Below are 13,389 nucleotides of genomic sequence, written 5' to 3'. Positions count from 1 at the left end.
GGCGGTCCAGCTGTCGTCGGCTGTAACCCGGGATGCGTCTTGAGCGCTAGGAGAGATTCTACCTGCTCGTCCATGGTGCGGCGACTGGTGTCGAGCAGGCGCTCGGCAATATATCGGTCGCGAGCGCGGCTGAGGAGGGCGATGCATCAAGGGCGGCGGCAGGATCTCTGCTAAACTCGCGAACATCATTACCGCTCGCTCGTGGGGTCCAGACTTGGCAGTCGGCCACCCGCGACGCCACGCATCGCATGCTCAAGACAGGTGGATCCTCCATGCCCGAACCGCTCGCTGCCATCGGCGCGCAGCCGCTACTCGAAGCATGCGCCGTCCATCTATGGCGTGGGGAAAGGCATCTGCTGCGAGGCGTGACATTCACCTTGGCCGGTGGCGAACTGCTGCAGGTGGTCGGCCCCAACGGCGTGGGCAAGACCAGCCTGCTTCGATGCATCGCGGGATTGCTGCCCAGGGAGTCGGGCGACATCTTCTGGGGTGGACAGAGCATCGACCGCTGCCGGGATGAATTCCACCGGCAACTGGCCTATCTGGCACATGCGAATGCGATCAAGTCCGAGCTGACCACCCTCGAGAACCTGCATTATGGCACGGTGATCAAGGGCAGGCGTCCCCATGCCGAACTGCTGGATATGCTGCAGCGGCTGGGCATCGGCGCCTGCGCCGAGCTGCCGGCACGTGTCCTGTCCGCCGGCCAAAAACGCCGCGTCGCCCTGGCGCGCATCCTGTTGTTGCGCGCGACGCTGTGGATCCTGGATGAACCCATCACGAATCTGGATGCGGCAGGCGTTTCCCTGGTGGAACGCTGCATGGATGAACATTTGCGCAGCGGCGGCATGATCATCGCCGCGGCACATCAACGGCTGCTGCAAGGCCATCCCGGCACGCGCGCCCTGGAGTTGCACTGATGCAGGCCGGTTCGGCGCACGGCGGCGCGCGCCACAACGAGATTTCGCCTGGCACCGGGACGAGTCGTCCAGACCCTTGGATCGGCATCCAAGGTGCGGCCACCGCCGGTCGTGATGGTGATCGCGCCGGCCCGGACACCCGGGATACCGGTCTGTGGCAAATTTTCGGATTGGTCATCGGCCGCGACCTGCGCCTGGCGCTGCGTCACTGGGATCAAGTGATACAGCCGCTGATCTTTTTCGTGATCATCACCACTTTGTTCCCTTTGGCCATCAGTCCCGCCCTCGATGAATTGCGGCGCATCGCACCGGGGGTGCTGTGGGTGGCGGCGATGCTGTCTTCATTGCTGGCGCTGGAGTCCCTGTTCCGGCCGGATGTGGAGGACGGCACGATGGAACAATGGGTATTGTCTGGGCAGCCTTTGTCAGTGCTGCTATTGGCCAAAACCACCGCGCACTGGCTGGTGTCGGGCCTGCCGCTGGTGTTCATGGCGCCGATCCTGGGAACTGCCTTGGGGATGCCGCAGTCTGTATGGCCGGTACTGGCGGCAACCTTGGCGCTGGGGACGGGCTCACTGAGCATGCTCGGGGCGATCGGTGCGGCACTCACGGTCGGCGTGCGCCGCGGCAATGTGCTGCTGGCGCTGCTGGTACTGCCGCTGGAAATGCCGGTACTGATCTTCGGTGCGCGTGCCGTCGATCTGGCCATGCACGGCGATGCCGTGGCAGGCCCCTTGAACTTGCTGGGGGCATTGCTGCTGTTTTTCATCAGTCTGGGGCCGTTCGCGATGGCGGCCGCCATGCGTATCAGCGTCGAATCATGAACTCAACGTCCATCCGCCGCGATTCCACCCCACAGAGGCGGCCTGCCTCGCGCTGGCTGTGGTTTCATAAATTAGGATCACCGCCGCATGCCTATCGACTGGCAGGGCGGCTGCGACCCTGGTTTTTCTGGACGGCGTTACTGCTGATGCTCGTGGGGGTCTACGGAGGGTTGGTGTTGGCGCCGGCGGATTACCAACAAAAGGACGCCTTTCGCATCATTTATGTGCATGTGCCCGCCGCCATCCTGTCCCTGCAGGTGTATGTAGCGATGGCAGTCGCCGCGGCGATCGGACTCATCTGGCGTATGAAGCTGGCGCATGCCTTCGCCGCGGCCTGTGCGCCGGTGGGGGCCTGGTTCACGGTGCTGGCGCTGCTCACCGGATCGATCTACGGCAAACCGATGTGGGGCACCTGGTGGGAATGGGATCCGCGGCTGACCTCCGAGCTGATCCTGCTGTTCTTGTATCTGGGCTACATGGCGCTACGCAGTTCCTTCGACGATACGCAGCGTGCCGATCGGGCCGGTGCGCTGCTGGCCATCGTCGGTGTGGTCAATGTACCGATCGTCAAATACTCGGTGGTCTGGTGGAACAGCCTGCATCAGGCGCCGACGATCTCGAAGATCGGTACCCCGTCCATTACACTTTCCATGGGTTGGCCGCTGTACATACTGGTGCTCGCCTTTGCGCTCTACTTTGCCGCCATCATGTGCGATCGTCTGCGCAGCGAGATCCTGAGGCGGGAGCGCGCTGCAAGCTGGTTAGTAAATATTAATTGAATCATGTATTTACAAGATTTTTTTTACATGAGCGGTTACGCCACATACGTCTGGTCCTGTTATGGATTGACCGCCCTGGTGCTCGGCTGGAATCTATGGTCGGCACGCGCTCAGCTGCAGAAACAATTCCGACAGGCACAGCGGCGCCTGCTGGCGCAGCAGTCCGCGTCACCGGGCGGGACGCAGGTGGTGGAGGGCCCGTCATGACACCACGACGGCGGCGCATGGTACTGGTGGGACTGATTCTCCTGGGAGTGGGTGGAGCCGTGGCGCTCGCCCTGACCGCGTTCCAGGAAAATCTTCTTTATTATTATTCGCCCTCGGACGTCTCGGCCGGCGAGGCACCGACGGATCGGGTATTCCGGGTCGGCGGCATGGTCCCGAAAGGCAGTTTTCAGCGCGCCGCCGGGAGCCTGGAGGCGCGCTTCGTGCTGACGGATTATGCCCATGAGATCACGGTGAGCTATACAGGCGTCCTGCCGGATCTGTTTCGGGAGGGGCAGGGCATCGTGGCGCGCGGACGCATGAGCGCTGACGGCACCTTCGTCGCCGAGGAAGTGCTGGCCAAACACGACGAGAACTACATGCCGCCAAGCGTGGCCGATAGTCTGCGCGAACCGCGCGACGAGCAGGCCGCCGCACCGCTGCCGACGAGTTGAGGAGCGATGATGGCAGCCGAACTGGGACATTTCGCACTGATTTTGGCGTTCTGCCTGAGCCTGCCGCAGGCTTGTTTCGGTCTGGCGGGCGCCGCCTGGCGGCGGCCCTCGTGGATGGCCTTGGCGGTCCGCGCCGTCGTCGGACATTTCGTCTTCGCTTCGATCGCTTTCGGCTGTCTTTCCTGGGCTTTTTACCAGAATGATTTTTCCGTGCTGTATGTCGCGCAGAACTCCAATTCCGAGCTGCCGACGTTCTATCGCTTCGCCGCCGTATGGGGAGCGCACGAAGGCTCGCTGCTGTTGTGGCTGCTGGCGCAAGCGGCCTGGACCTTGGCGGTGGTGGCCTTCAGCGCCGATCTGCCGCGGACTGTGACCAGCCGCGTGCTGGGCACGCTGGGCGTGATCAGCGCGGGATTCGCGCTCTTCATCCTGACGACCTCCAATCCCTTCGAACGCCTGTGGCCGGCGGCACTGGATGGCCGTGATCTCAATCCTTTGTTGCAGGATCCGGCCTTGGCGCTGCATCCGCCGATGCTTTATATCGGCTACGTCGGCCTGTCTGTACCCTTTGCTTTTGCCATTGCCGCCATGTTGGAAGGCAAGCTGGATTCGCTCTGGGCGCGCTGGGTGCGCCCCTGGGCGACGATCGCCTGGATGTTTCTGACGCTGGGGATCGCGCTGGGCAGTTGGTGGGCTTACTACGAGTTGGGATGGGGCGGCTGGTGGTTCTGGGATCCGGTCGAGAATGCCTCATTCATGCCGTGGCTGATCGGCACGGCGTTGATTCATTCGCTCGCAGTTACCGAAAAGCGCGGCTTGTTCAAGAGCTGGACCCTGCTGCTGTCGATCACGGGCTTCTCCTTGTCGTTGCTGGGCACCTTTCTGGTACGCTCCGGCGTCATCGAGTCGGTCCATGCGTTTGCAAGCGATCCGTCCCGCGGCTTGTTCATCCTGATTTTCACCGCCCTGTGTGTCGGCGCCGCATTGGGTTTGTACGCCTGGCGGGCACCGCAGTTTCGCTCCAACGCAGGCTTTGCTCCCGTATCGCGCGAGTCCTTCCTGTTGCTGAACAATATTCTGCTGGTCGCCGCCACGGCATTGATTCTGCTGGGAACCTTGTACCCGATGTTCCTGGATGCGCTGAATCTGGGAAAAATCTCGGTTGGCCCGCCGTACTTCACTGTGACCTTCCTGATTCCGATGCTGCCGATGACGTTCCTGCTGATCATCGGCATGCATGCTTCCTGGAAACGCGCTGCCTTCGAACGCCGGAAGGTGCTGCTGGCCTGGCTAGGGCTGCTGGCGCTGGTGCTGGGCGTGGGCGTGACCCTTGTGGCCTACGGCTGGCATTCGCTGCTTGCGACCGTAGGGATCGTCATCGCTTTATGGCTGGCGTTCTCTTCGCTGGTGGAGCCGCTCTCGCGACTGCGCAAGGGACACTCGCTACCAGCCAGCATCGTCGGCATGAGCGTGGCGCATCTAGGCCTGGCTCTGTTCATTCTGGGTGCGACGACGGTTGAGTCCTGGAACCAGGAGACGGATTTGAGCCTCAAGCCCGGCCAAAGCACGAGACTGGCGGGCTTCGACTTTACGATGACGAAGCTCGGTCCGGTTTCCGGACCGAACTATGAGGCCATCCAGAGCGAGATCGTGATTACCCGCGCGGACAAGCCGGTCGCAATCCTGCATCCTCAAAAACGTACCTACCGTGTACAAACGAACCCCATGACCGAAGCGGGGATCGCCGGCGACTGGCATCGAGATCTGTTCGTCGCCATGGGGGAACCGTTGGGCGATGGAGCCTGGAGCCTGCGCCTGCAATACAAACCCATGGTGCGATTCATCTGGCTGGGCGCGGTGGTGATGGCGCTGGGTGGTCTGGTCGCCTGTTTCGATCGGCGCTACCGGCAGCGTGTCACCGTTCGTGACAAAGTCCCCGTAGCGCCGGAGGCTGTCGCCAAGACGGCATGAAAAGGGCACGCCCAGTACGAATGATGCACGAACAACGATGATTTCGACGCCGAATCCCCCGCGCGGCCTGTGGCGCTATCTGTTGCCGGTGGCAGCCCTGCTGGGGTTGATTGTGTTCTTTTATCTGAGTCTGGGCCGGGACATGCAGACCTTGCCCTCGCCGCTGATCGGCAAGCCGGCACCGCAGTTCGAACTGCCGAGCCTGGAAGATCCTGCCCGAATGATCGCCAATCGCGAACTGGCGGGGCGGATGTACATCCTGAACGTCTGGGGAAGCTGGTGCGTAGGCTGCCGGCAAGAGCATGGGACCTTGGTCGAACTCGCGCGGCGCGCAGAAATTCCTATCCTGGGATTGAATTGGAAGGATGAGCGCGAGGCGGCGCTGCATTGGCTGCAGACTCTGGGCGATCCCTATATCGCCTCCGCCTTTGATGATGAGGGACGCGTCGCGATCGACTGGGGCGTCTACGGCGCACCGGAAACCTTCCTGGTCGATGCGACCGGCCGGATCATTCACAAGCAGATCGGACCACTGGACCTGCAGATCTGGGAGCGCGACTTCATGCCGCTGATTCGTTCCGGGCGCCCCGCTGGTGGGGTGGCGAATCCATGAAGACATTTCAGTGCGCTTCGATGCGCCCGTGGATGGTCTGTCTGACGGCGTGTCTAATGATCGTCGGCATGACCTTGGCGCTGAGCCCGGCATACGCCATCGACGAGGCGCCGGCATTTCAGGATCCAGCTCTGCAGGCCCGCTACGAGCGCCTGGCGCGAGAGTTGCGCTGCCTGGTGTGCCGCAGCGAAACGATCGCCGATTCCAACGCGCCGCTGGCGACCGACCTGCGTCGGCAGTTGCGGGAGCTGATGGCGGCCGGCCAAAGCGATCTCCAGATCCTCCAGTACATGACGGATCGATATGGAGACTACGTGTTGTACAAGCCGCCGCTGGTGCCGCGCACCTGGCTGCTATGGGGCGCACCGTTCCTGCTGCTGTTCGGCGGCGCAGCGGCGGCGGTTGCAGTGATCGTACGCAAGTCCCGATTGCCCGACACGGATCCCTCCGATCCCGGCCTGGGTGCATCGTGACCGGGTTCATTCTGGCTTGTGCCGCGATGCTGACGGCGGCTGCACTGTGGCTCCTGGTACCGCTCTGGCGTCCATCGGCGGCCGCCCCGGCGGCGGCGGCGGCATCTGCAGCCTCCTCCGATGCAACGGTTGGGACGCCGCCGGCTCACGAGCGTTTGATCGCGGGGATCGTGGTCGGGCTGCTGCCGATACTCGCCATCCTCATGTATGCCTCTTTGAGCCAATGGGACTGGCGCGGTGTACAGGAGGCTGAGCAGCACACTGCAAAAATGGATGATCTGCTGCAGCAACTGGAACAAAAATTAGCGCAGAATCCCTCGGACATACAGGGCTGGTTGTTGCTGGGACGCTCGCATACCGGTATGGGACACTATCGGCGCGCCGTCGATGCCTATCAACGCGCCTATGAACTTTCCCAGGGCCGCAATGTGGAAGCATTGGTCGGTCTGGGTGAAGCCCTGGTATTGAGCGACGAGACTACGTTGGCGAATCGTGCGCGTGTCTTGTTCGAAGAGGCGCTGCGACTGGCCCCGGATCATCCCAAGGCTCTGTGGTATGGGAGTATCGCCGCGCTGCAGGCCGACGAATTGCGCCTGGGCCGCGACCGGCTGCAAAGACTATTGGCGCAGAATCCGCCGGATGAACTGCGTGGCGTGATCGAGCGGCAGATTCAAAGTCTGGACCAGCAGCTCGACGCCGTTCCTTGAATCATTAGGAAGATCTGCACTTGACGCCTGCTCCCACCAGGATTTCTTTCTCCGGTCTGCCTTCGACGGTGCCGGCCTATGCTCGCGTCATGCTGGGCAGCAAGCCTTATCGAGCGCTGGCTCACTCCGGAACCCGCCCGATCGAACTGGAGGCACAGCAGGTCAAGCTGTCCGCCGCCCATCTCGCCCGCTATTGTGAACTTTGTGCTGTACCTCCTTCGGCAGGCTTGCCAGCGGCGTATTTGCATGTCGTGGCCATGCCCATGCACATGCAACTGTTCATCGCCAAGGACTTTCCGGTCAAGGTGCTTGGACTCATTCACCTGCGCAATACGATCCGGGTCATGCGCGAAATCGAACTGCATCGGCCGCTGCGCCTGAGCATATTCTTCGACACGATACGGCTGACCGATTTCGGGCAGGAATACGATTTCACGACGCGTTATGAGCAGGATGGCGAGGTGGTATGGGAGGAGATCAGTACCATGTTCGCTCGTGGCGAGGCGGTGCCGAAGGAGGGCAGCAAGCGTCCGGTGATCGAACGCTCGATGCATCCGTCATCGGGCGTCAGCACGACGGTCCTGGAAGTGCCGAAAAAAATCGGCTGGCGCTACGCTCGCGTCTCCGGAGACGTCAATCCCATCCACCTTACGACGCGCATGGCAAAAGTATTCGGCTTCAAACAGGCGGTTGCCCATGGTATGTGGTCGCTGGGCCGATGCTTGTCGGCCGCCGCGGCGCAGTTGCCGCAGGCACCCATGCAAATCGATACTCAATTCAAGCTGCCTGTCTATATTCCATCGCAAGCACTGGCGAGAATCTGGTCGACTGACGATGGAGTGGATATTTCGATGTGCACCACGCGTGGCGACCGGCTGCACCTGGCAATGCAGGTGCGCAGGCTCTAGTCTAGAGATGACCGTTGAATTTCGAGGTAAATAATGGATCTTCCGACTGCAATTGAATCCCGAACGTCTGCTTTCAAACTAAAGGCCCCGGCGCCGACGCGTGCGCAGGTCGAGCAGATCATTCGGGCCGGCATTCGCGCGCCGGATCATGGCCGCCTGCGCCCCTGGCGTTTCGTGGTGCTGGAGGAACAGGGGCGGGCCAAGTTCGGTGATGCGGTGGTGCAGCTGCTGCGCGAGAAAAACCCCGACATCGCCCCGGAGCGGCTCGAGACCGAACGGACCAGGCTGTTGCACACACCGCTGATCATCGTAGTTGCTGCAAAAATCACCAAGACCAGGGTGCCGGAGATCGAGCAGGTGTGTGCCGTGAGCGCCGCCGTACAGAATATGTTGCTGACCGCTCATGCAATGGGTCTGGGAGCCATGTGGAAAACGGGTCCGGCGGCTCACGATGCGGGTGTGAAGCAGGTGCTGGGCCTGGCGCCGGAGGATCATATCGTGGCCTTTTTGCATCTGGGCGCGATCGAGACTCCGGGACCCTTGGTGACGGCACCCGAGGACGGTATCACGACCTGGATTTGATCGGGTCAACCGATCCGGACGTTTATCCGGCGAGCGCGGTATCGATCGGGCTGCCGCGCGCCGCCGGATCGATCGCGGCCGGTGCGGCGTCAAGAAACAAGCCGTCAAGAAACAAGCCGTCAGGGAATCAGCACCGCGGCGCCCGTCAGCCGGCCGGCGCGAAGCTGTTCCAGCGCAGTGTTGGCCTCGCGCAGTGCGAAGCGCTCGATCTCGGTCTCGACACCAGCCTGGACGGCTAGAGGCAAAAATTCTTCTGCATCGCGGCGCGTAAGATTGGCCACGGATCGAACGACTCGCTCTCCCCACAGCAGGGAGTAGGGGAACGCGGGGATATCGCTCATATGGATGCCGCCGCAGACGACGACGCCCCCCTTGCGCACCGCCTGCAAGGCGGCAGGAACCAGCGAGCCGACCGGTGCAAAAATGATCGCCGCATCCAAGGCGACCGGCGGCGAGCGATCGCTCCCACCCACCCAGGATGCCCCCAGGCTGGAGGCGAACGCTTGTGCCCGCGTGTCCCCGGGCCGGGTGAAGGCATGGATTTGCCGGCCTTGCCAACGGGCGATCTGCGCCACGATATGTGCAGCGGCGCCGAAGCCATACAGACCGATGCGCTGCGCCGATCCGGTCATTTGCAGGGAACGATAGCCGATAAGCCCGGCGCACAGCAGCGGCGCAGCATGAGCATCATCGAACGCCTCGGGCAGTTCGAAACAATAACGCGCATCCGCCAGGACATGCTCGGCATACCCGCCATCGAGCTGATAGCCGGTGAATCGAGCCGCATCGCACAGGTTTTCCTGTCCGGTCATGCAAAACGCACATTGACCGCAGGTCAGACCGAGCCAGGGTACTCCCAGGCGGGTGCCGCGGGGCCAGCGTACGCCCAGGCCGCTCTCGACGACTTCGCCGACGATTTCATGACCGGGGATGATGGGCAGAGAGATTCCGGGCAATTCACCGTCCACCACATGCAGGTCTGTACGGCACACGCCGCAGGCTCGCACCTTGAGAAGAACCTGAGAGGGACCGGGATATGGCAACTCGCGGGTTTCCGGCACCAGCGGCGTACCGGGCTGATGCAGCCGCATACATAGGGACTTCGTGTCGGACATGAACACCTTCATACCCGTCCGGGTTCAAGAGCCGGCACGTGGGACATGGGCGCCCACGATTCGGTAGCTATGGAATGGGCTTCCAATCCGGATGATCGAATGTCGCTCCATACTCGCTCAGGGCCGATACGACCTGAGGCAGTCCCGTCTCGGACATCGGTTCGGCCTTCAGGACGGTTGCCGCAGCCATCATGCGAGCGATCAGTCCATGCAATGCGGCATCCGGCTCGGGCTCGAGTTTACAGTTGGCCACCATGTAGGCGATATCGGTTTCGATCGCGCTTGCCAGCGTCTGTGCATCGGCAGGCTGAAGTGTTCCCTGCCGGTAGCCCGGCATATTCGTTGCGACCGCGGTGTGGATACGCATCATGGCCGCGCGCAGTGGCGCATCGGTTGCCCATGACTGTCCTTCAGCGAGTTGCGGAGGCATGCCATGCTCATGCGCCTGTTCGCCATGAGTCAATGCATCATGAGTCAATGCATGCTCATGCTCATGCTCATGAGCATCTCCATGGGCATGAACATCGTGGTCTTCATCATGGGCATCATCATGATGTCTGAAGTCCGGCGCTGCGGTATCGTTTTGATGCGTCGCAAGAGGCTCGTTGGCATGGTTATCCGCCTGCCGGCAGGCAACCAGCGGCAAGGCCAAGGAAAGCATTGCGATCAGTGGGAGATGCCGATTCATAGTCTTTTGCCCATGCGGTAGCATAGAGGAGGAGTTGGCCGGGAAGTCGCGAGAATACTGTATTGCCCCATGAACAGCCCCGATAAAACAGTCGCCCGATAGACAGTCATGGAAACACGATGACCCGGAATATCCTGATTCTCGATGGGCACCCCGATGCAGACGAGGAGCGCTACATTCATGCGCTCGCCAAAGCTTATCATGCCGGCGCGGCGCAGGTTGGACACGATATATTGACGATCCGCCTCGCGGATATCGAATTTTCGCTGCTGCGCACGCAGGCCGACTATGAACGGGGTGAACCTTCCGAGGCGGTGCGCCAAGTACAGCATGCCTTTGACTGGGCCGATCATGTCGTGCTGCTGTTTCCACTATGGCTGATGTCTCCGCCTGCCGCGCTGAAAGCGCTGCTGGAGCAAACGCTTCGTCCAGGATTCGCCTTCAGTACCGAGACGCCCGGGCGTGCGCCGGTCAAGTTCCTCACCGGCAAGAGCGCACGCATCATCGTCACCATGGGGATGCCGGTATTCGTCTATCGCTGGTACTTCAGGGCGCACAGCCTGCGGGCCCTGCGCAGCATTCTTCGTTTCGTGGGATTCAGACGTACGCGAGCCACCCTCATCGGCAGCATCGGCACGCTGCCGGCGGAGAAACGCGAACAAAGGCTGCAGGAGGTGCGAATCCTCGGACGCAAAGGATACTGAGCGGACCGCAAGATCCGTAATCGCTGCAAGGCGGCTGAATCCCTTAAAAGCTACGTTCTTCCCCGCATTGTTGGCATGAATTTCAAAGTAAAGAATGCCTTCAATCGAGTGTCTCCATCTCGCCAACGGAGCCTGAGTCATCATGAAAGTCGGTGAGTATTGCAGCCGGGCGGTCATCACGATCGACTCGGACGCCGATCTTACGGCGGCAGCGCATATGATGCGCGATCACCATGTCGGTTTCCTCATCGTAGTGGTTCCTGGACAGACCGTCAGGGAGCCGGTGGGGGTACTGACCGATCGCGATATCGTCTTGCAGGTGCTGGCCAAGAACGTGGATCCTGCAGCGCTGACGGTGGGGGATATCATGACGCGAGAGCCCATGATCGCACGGGAGGAAGATGATCTGGGTGAATTGCTACAGGGCCTGCGCCTGGCGGGTATTCGCCGCGTTCCCGTGGTGGATTCCCAAGGTGCACTCGTTGGCATCATCTCCGTCGACGATGCCATAGAGGTCATCGCCGGGCTGCTGGCCGATGTCTCCGGATCGATTCGACATCAACAGCAGCGCGAGTGGCGCACACGAAAAATCTAACCAATCGGAATCAACCCGGAACGTGCGTCGACGAACATGACTGATTTTCATGGATTGGGATGGCCCGACCGGGCACGAGGAGCGATGCAATGACGCAGGCGTCATCACTCGAGGAAGTACGCGCAGCGCTACTACAGCGCCGAAAGGAGCTGGCAACCCGGACGCAGCGTGTCGGCTTCGATCTTGCCCGAGGCAACGAACCGCTGGTGCAGGACTTCTCGGATCAGGCGATTCAGACTCAGAACGACGCAACGCTTGAAGCGATCGGCACTGCCGCCGTCACGGAAATCACCGCCATCGACCATGCTCTGCTGCGCCTGGCGCAGGGGGACTATGGAATCTGCGAAAATTGCGATGCGCCGATCGACGCAGAACGCCTGCGGATCGTTCCCTATGCAACGACCTGCGGCAATTGCCGGACCTTGCGTGAATAGCAGCCCGCAGCAAATGGGTTCAACACCAGACTTTTTATAGAAGAATACAGGCGCAATGGACGTGCGCCCGAGGGCGTATCGTGCATCCGTTCACGACATCGGTTCTGGTGCCGCACCTGGTTCAGGCGGCAGCGGAATGAATTCCTGATCGTCGAGATCGGGTAGTTTCATGCGTCCAGCCTTCCAGTCGACACGCGCCTGTTCGAGGCGCTCGGAGTAAGCGATGGCCATCCGGTTGACTTCACTCGAATGAATCGACTGCTACGAACTCACGCTATCGTGGTGCATGATTTCTCCTCGACCAGATAGATGACGGCCGACAGGCCGATATATAGATATGATCGCACATCGACCGAGCGGGGTAGGTCTGGCTCGAATTATCGTGGAGCCCATGCGATCGAAAAAATAAAAGGACCTAATCATGTGCCGCTTCGTAAATGGCAGTATAGGTTATCTCTGCTGCCGGTGCGTCCTAATACGTAGGAGATGTCAGATGATGCAAGAGCACAAGGTTATCAAGAACAAGCTAGGACTGCTGAAGTCGGCCGAGATCCTGGGCAGTGTCTTGCAGGCCTGCAAGTGATGGGTTTCCGCTGGGACAGTTTCTAGCGATTCAAGGAGTTGCACGAGAACGGCGGTGAGGCGGCGCTGGTAGAGATCTAGCGGCGCAAGGCGCTCTCAGCGCGGGTGGCGCAGGACGGACTGGTCCTGACCGAGCAGCAGGTGCGAGCCTTGGAGAAGGCCAAGGAGGAGAAGGAAGCGCATGACGAGATTGAGGTCGAGCACCTGGAAGGACCTGGAATGAGTTCATAGTGTCTGGCCGACTAAGCTCATCGTCAAAGGCATCAACAGCCGTGAAGATGGCCGCCTCGCTATGGATCATGGTGCCGACGCAGTGAGCGTCTCCAATCACGGCGGCAACCAGTTGGACGGCGCCGCATCGACTATTTCGGTCCTACCCAGCGTTGTAGAAGGCATGGGTGACCGTGGCGAGGTTTTCCTGGACCGCGAAGTGCGCTCGGGACAGGACCTTCTCAAGGTGCTTGCCTATGGCAGGTAGGGCTGCCTGCCGGGTCGCGCCCAACTGTATGGGCTCGGCGTCGGCGGCGAGGCTGGGGTCCGCAAGGCGCTTGACATCATCTGCTACGAACTCGACACAAGCGTCGCGTTGGCGGGACTGAAGGACGTGAGGGGTGCGTCGCGAGAGATCATGGTTATCTGATCGTGATGGAATTATTGATATCGAAGCCAAAGATCCAGAAGCATCGATCACTGCCTTGCAATAGGCCATCTCGAACGGGATGACGCTCACTGACGCTATCGACATGGCTAGTGTGTCTTCAGCGCTGTTCGAACCGGTTGGATCGCTCATCACTCGATGACTAATCGCATTGTCCGCAGCCGGAGGGAGGCGAAA

At 61.1% G+C, this 13,389-nt stretch carries 17 protein-coding genes and 3 pseudogenes; 17 read left to right on the top strand and 3 right to left on the bottom strand.

All coding sequences use genetic code 11. The annotated features are described in order from the left end of the window. Positions 1-272 precede the first annotated feature (272 nt). Genes ccmA through ACG33_RS07950 form a run of 11 tightly spaced genes read left to right on the top strand, consistent with a single transcriptional unit; the run spans position 273 to position 8,436 of the window. Positions 273-920: a cytochrome c biogenesis heme-transporting ATPase CcmA gene (ccmA, locus tag ACG33_RS08000; RefSeq protein ID WP_066920201.1), complete on the top strand. Its 648-nt coding sequence runs from the start codon at positions 273-275 to the stop codon at positions 918-920. Then, entirely contained in the window at positions 920-1,744 is an 825-nt protein-coding gene (gene ccmB / locus ACG33_RS07995) for a heme exporter protein CcmB (RefSeq protein ID WP_083536595.1), read from the top strand. The genes ccmA and ccmB overlap by 1 nt, the downstream gene beginning before the upstream one ends. Next, positions 1,741-2,523 carry a heme ABC transporter permease CcmC gene (gene ccmC, locus ACG33_RS07990; RefSeq protein ID WP_083536593.1) on the top strand — a complete coding sequence of 261 codons (783 nt, stop codon included), beginning with the start codon at positions 1,741-1,743 and terminating at the stop codon, positions 2,521-2,523. Before ccmB ends, ccmC begins: the two co-directional genes overlap by 4 nt. 3 nt (positions 2,524-2,526) lie before the next feature. Further along, positions 2,527-2,730, top strand: coding sequence for a heme exporter protein CcmD (gene ccmD / locus ACG33_RS07985; protein WP_066920199.1), 204 nt, complete (start codon positions 2,527-2,529; stop codon positions 2,728-2,730). Then, the gene (ccmE, locus tag ACG33_RS07980; protein WP_066920197.1) at positions 2,727-3,182 is read left to right on the top strand and encodes a cytochrome c maturation protein CcmE; all 456 of its coding nucleotides are present in this window, start codon (positions 2,727-2,729) and stop codon (positions 3,180-3,182) included. Before ccmD ends, ccmE begins: the two co-directional genes overlap by 4 nt. A gap of 9 nt (positions 3,183-3,191) precedes the next feature. Continuing rightward, positions 3,192-5,153, top strand: a complete 1,962-nt coding sequence (locus ACG33_RS07975; RefSeq protein ID WP_066923027.1) for a heme lyase CcmF/NrfE family subunit — start codon at positions 3,192-3,194, stop codon at positions 5,151-5,153. 37 nt (positions 5,154-5,190) lie between these two features. Beyond that, positions 5,191-5,766: a DsbE family thiol:disulfide interchange protein gene (locus tag ACG33_RS07970; protein WP_210398976.1), complete on the top strand. Its 576-nt coding sequence runs from the start codon at positions 5,191-5,193 to the stop codon at positions 5,764-5,766. Beyond that, on the top strand, positions 5,763-6,239 hold the full coding sequence (locus tag ACG33_RS07965) for a cytochrome c-type biogenesis protein (protein ID WP_066920195.1): 477 nt from the start codon (positions 5,763-5,765) through the stop codon (positions 6,237-6,239). The genes ACG33_RS07970 and ACG33_RS07965 overlap by 4 nt, the downstream gene beginning before the upstream one ends. Continuing rightward, positions 6,236-6,946, top strand: coding sequence for a tetratricopeptide repeat protein (locus ACG33_RS07960; RefSeq protein WP_066920194.1), 711 nt, complete (start codon positions 6,236-6,238; stop codon positions 6,944-6,946). The genes ACG33_RS07965 and ACG33_RS07960 overlap by 4 nt, the downstream gene beginning before the upstream one ends. A 20-nt stretch (positions 6,947-6,966) precedes the next feature. Beyond that, on the top strand, positions 6,967-7,854 hold the full coding sequence (locus ACG33_RS16730) for a MaoC/PaaZ C-terminal domain-containing protein (protein ID WP_157071716.1): 888 nt from the start codon (positions 6,967-6,969) through the stop codon (positions 7,852-7,854). Positions 7,855-7,887: 33 nt separating this feature from the next. Next, positions 7,888-8,436, top strand: coding sequence for a nitroreductase family protein (locus ACG33_RS07950; RefSeq protein WP_066920192.1), 549 nt, complete (start codon positions 7,888-7,890; stop codon positions 8,434-8,436). Between the two features lie 119 nt (positions 8,437-8,555). On the opposite strand, the gene ACG33_RS07945 is transcribed toward ACG33_RS07950, so the two are convergent. Together ACG33_RS07945 and ACG33_RS07940 are read right to left on the bottom strand one after the other, a co-directional pair. Continuing rightward, positions 8,556-9,551: a zinc-dependent alcohol dehydrogenase family protein gene (locus ACG33_RS07945; protein ID WP_237392587.1), complete on the bottom strand. Its 996-nt coding sequence runs from the start codon at positions 9,549-9,551 to the stop codon at positions 8,556-8,558. Between the two features lie 67 nt (positions 9,552-9,618). After that, a complete protein-coding gene (locus tag ACG33_RS07940; RefSeq protein ID WP_157071715.1) occupies positions 9,619-10,029 on the bottom strand; it encodes a hypothetical protein in 411 nt (136 codons plus the stop codon). Positions 10,030-10,062: 33 nt separating this feature from the next. Here ACG33_RS07940 and ACG33_RS07935 point away from each other — a divergent pair, with 33 nt between their 5' ends. From ACG33_RS07935 to ACG33_RS07920, 4 genes are all read left to right on the top strand, one after another. Continuing rightward, entirely contained in the window at positions 10,063-10,260 is a 198-nt protein-coding gene (locus tag ACG33_RS07935) for a hypothetical protein (protein ID WP_210398975.1), read from the top strand. A 98-nt stretch (positions 10,261-10,358) separates the two neighbouring features. Continuing rightward, the gene (locus tag ACG33_RS07930) at positions 10,359-10,943 is read left to right on the top strand and encodes an NAD(P)H-dependent oxidoreductase (protein ID WP_066920189.1); all 585 of its coding nucleotides are present in this window, start codon (positions 10,359-10,361) and stop codon (positions 10,941-10,943) included. 142 nt (positions 10,944-11,085) lie between these two features. Then, complete coding sequence (locus tag ACG33_RS07925) at positions 11,086-11,538, top strand: CBS domain-containing protein (protein ID WP_066920188.1); 453 nt, start codon at positions 11,086-11,088, stop codon at positions 11,536-11,538. 89 nt (positions 11,539-11,627) lie between these two features. Next, the gene (locus ACG33_RS07920; protein ID WP_066920187.1) at positions 11,628-11,972 is read left to right on the top strand and encodes a TraR/DksA family transcriptional regulator; all 345 of its coding nucleotides are present in this window, start codon (positions 11,628-11,630) and stop codon (positions 11,970-11,972) included. A gap of 90 nt (positions 11,973-12,062) precedes the next feature. On the opposite strand, the pseudogene ACG33_RS16505 reads toward ACG33_RS07920, so the two are convergent. Then, positions 12,063-12,185, bottom strand: a pseudogene (locus ACG33_RS16505) (pirin family protein); the annotation flags it as partial. Between the two features lie 280 nt (positions 12,186-12,465). Here ACG33_RS16505 and ACG33_RS17155 point away from each other — a divergent pair. Both ACG33_RS17155 and ACG33_RS16720 read left to right on the top strand, forming a co-directional pair. Further along, positions 12,466-12,758 (top strand): annotated as a pseudogene (locus ACG33_RS17155) (helix-turn-helix domain-containing protein); the annotation flags it as partial. Positions 12,759-12,804: 46 nt separating this feature from the next. After that, positions 12,805-13,194: pseudogene (locus ACG33_RS16720) on the top strand (alpha-hydroxy acid oxidase). Positions 13,195-13,389 lie beyond the last annotated feature (195 nt).

Source organism: Steroidobacter denitrificans (assembly GCF_001579945.1).
Taxonomy (GTDB): domain Bacteria; phylum Pseudomonadota; class Gammaproteobacteria; order Steroidobacterales; family Steroidobacteraceae; genus Steroidobacter; species Steroidobacter denitrificans.
This window is presented reverse-complemented; position numbering and strand designations above follow the sequence as displayed.

Bases quoted from the DNA above. Each gene is read 5' to 3' on its own strand.
- ccmA (WP_066920201.1), top strand. From the start codon at position 273: ATGCCCGAACCGCTCGCTGCCATCGGCGCGCAGCCGCTACTCGAAGCA.
- ACG33_RS07930 (WP_066920189.1), top strand. From the start codon at position 10,359: ATGACCCGGAATATCCTGATTCTCGATGGGCACCCCGATGCAGACGAG.
- ACG33_RS07925 (WP_066920188.1), top strand. From the start codon at position 11,086: ATGAAAGTCGGTGAGTATTGCAGCCGGGCGGTCATCACGATCGACTCG.
- ACG33_RS07975 (WP_066923027.1), top strand. From the start codon at position 3,192: ATGGCAGCCGAACTGGGACATTTCGCACTGATTTTGGCGTTCTGCCTG.
- ccmE (WP_066920197.1), top strand. From the start codon at position 2,727: ATGACACCACGACGGCGGCGCATGGTACTGGTGGGACTGATTCTCCTG.
- ccmD (WP_066920199.1), top strand. From the start codon at position 2,527: ATGTATTTACAAGATTTTTTTTACATGAGCGGTTACGCCACATACGTC.
- ACG33_RS07935 (WP_210398975.1), top strand. From the start codon at position 10,063: ATGGGCATGAACATCGTGGTCTTCATCATGGGCATCATCATGATGTCT.
- ACG33_RS07920 (WP_066920187.1), top strand. From the start codon at position 11,628: ATGACGCAGGCGTCATCACTCGAGGAAGTACGCGCAGCGCTACTACAG.
- ccmC (WP_083536593.1), top strand. From the start codon at position 1,741: ATGAACTCAACGTCCATCCGCCGCGATTCCACCCCACAGAGGCGGCCT.
- ACG33_RS07945 (WP_237392587.1), bottom strand. From the start codon at position 9,551: ATGTCCGACACGAAGTCCCTATGTATGCGGCTGCATCAGCCCGGTACG.
- ccmB (WP_083536595.1), top strand. From the start codon at position 920: ATGCAGGCCGGTTCGGCGCACGGCGGCGCGCGCCACAACGAGATTTCG.
- ACG33_RS07950 (WP_066920192.1), top strand. From the start codon at position 7,888: ATGGATCTTCCGACTGCAATTGAATCCCGAACGTCTGCTTTCAAACTA.
- ACG33_RS07965 (WP_066920195.1), top strand. From the start codon at position 5,763: ATGAAGACATTTCAGTGCGCTTCGATGCGCCCGTGGATGGTCTGTCTG.
- ACG33_RS07970 (WP_210398976.1), top strand. From the start codon at position 5,191: ATGATTTCGACGCCGAATCCCCCGCGCGGCCTGTGGCGCTATCTGTTG.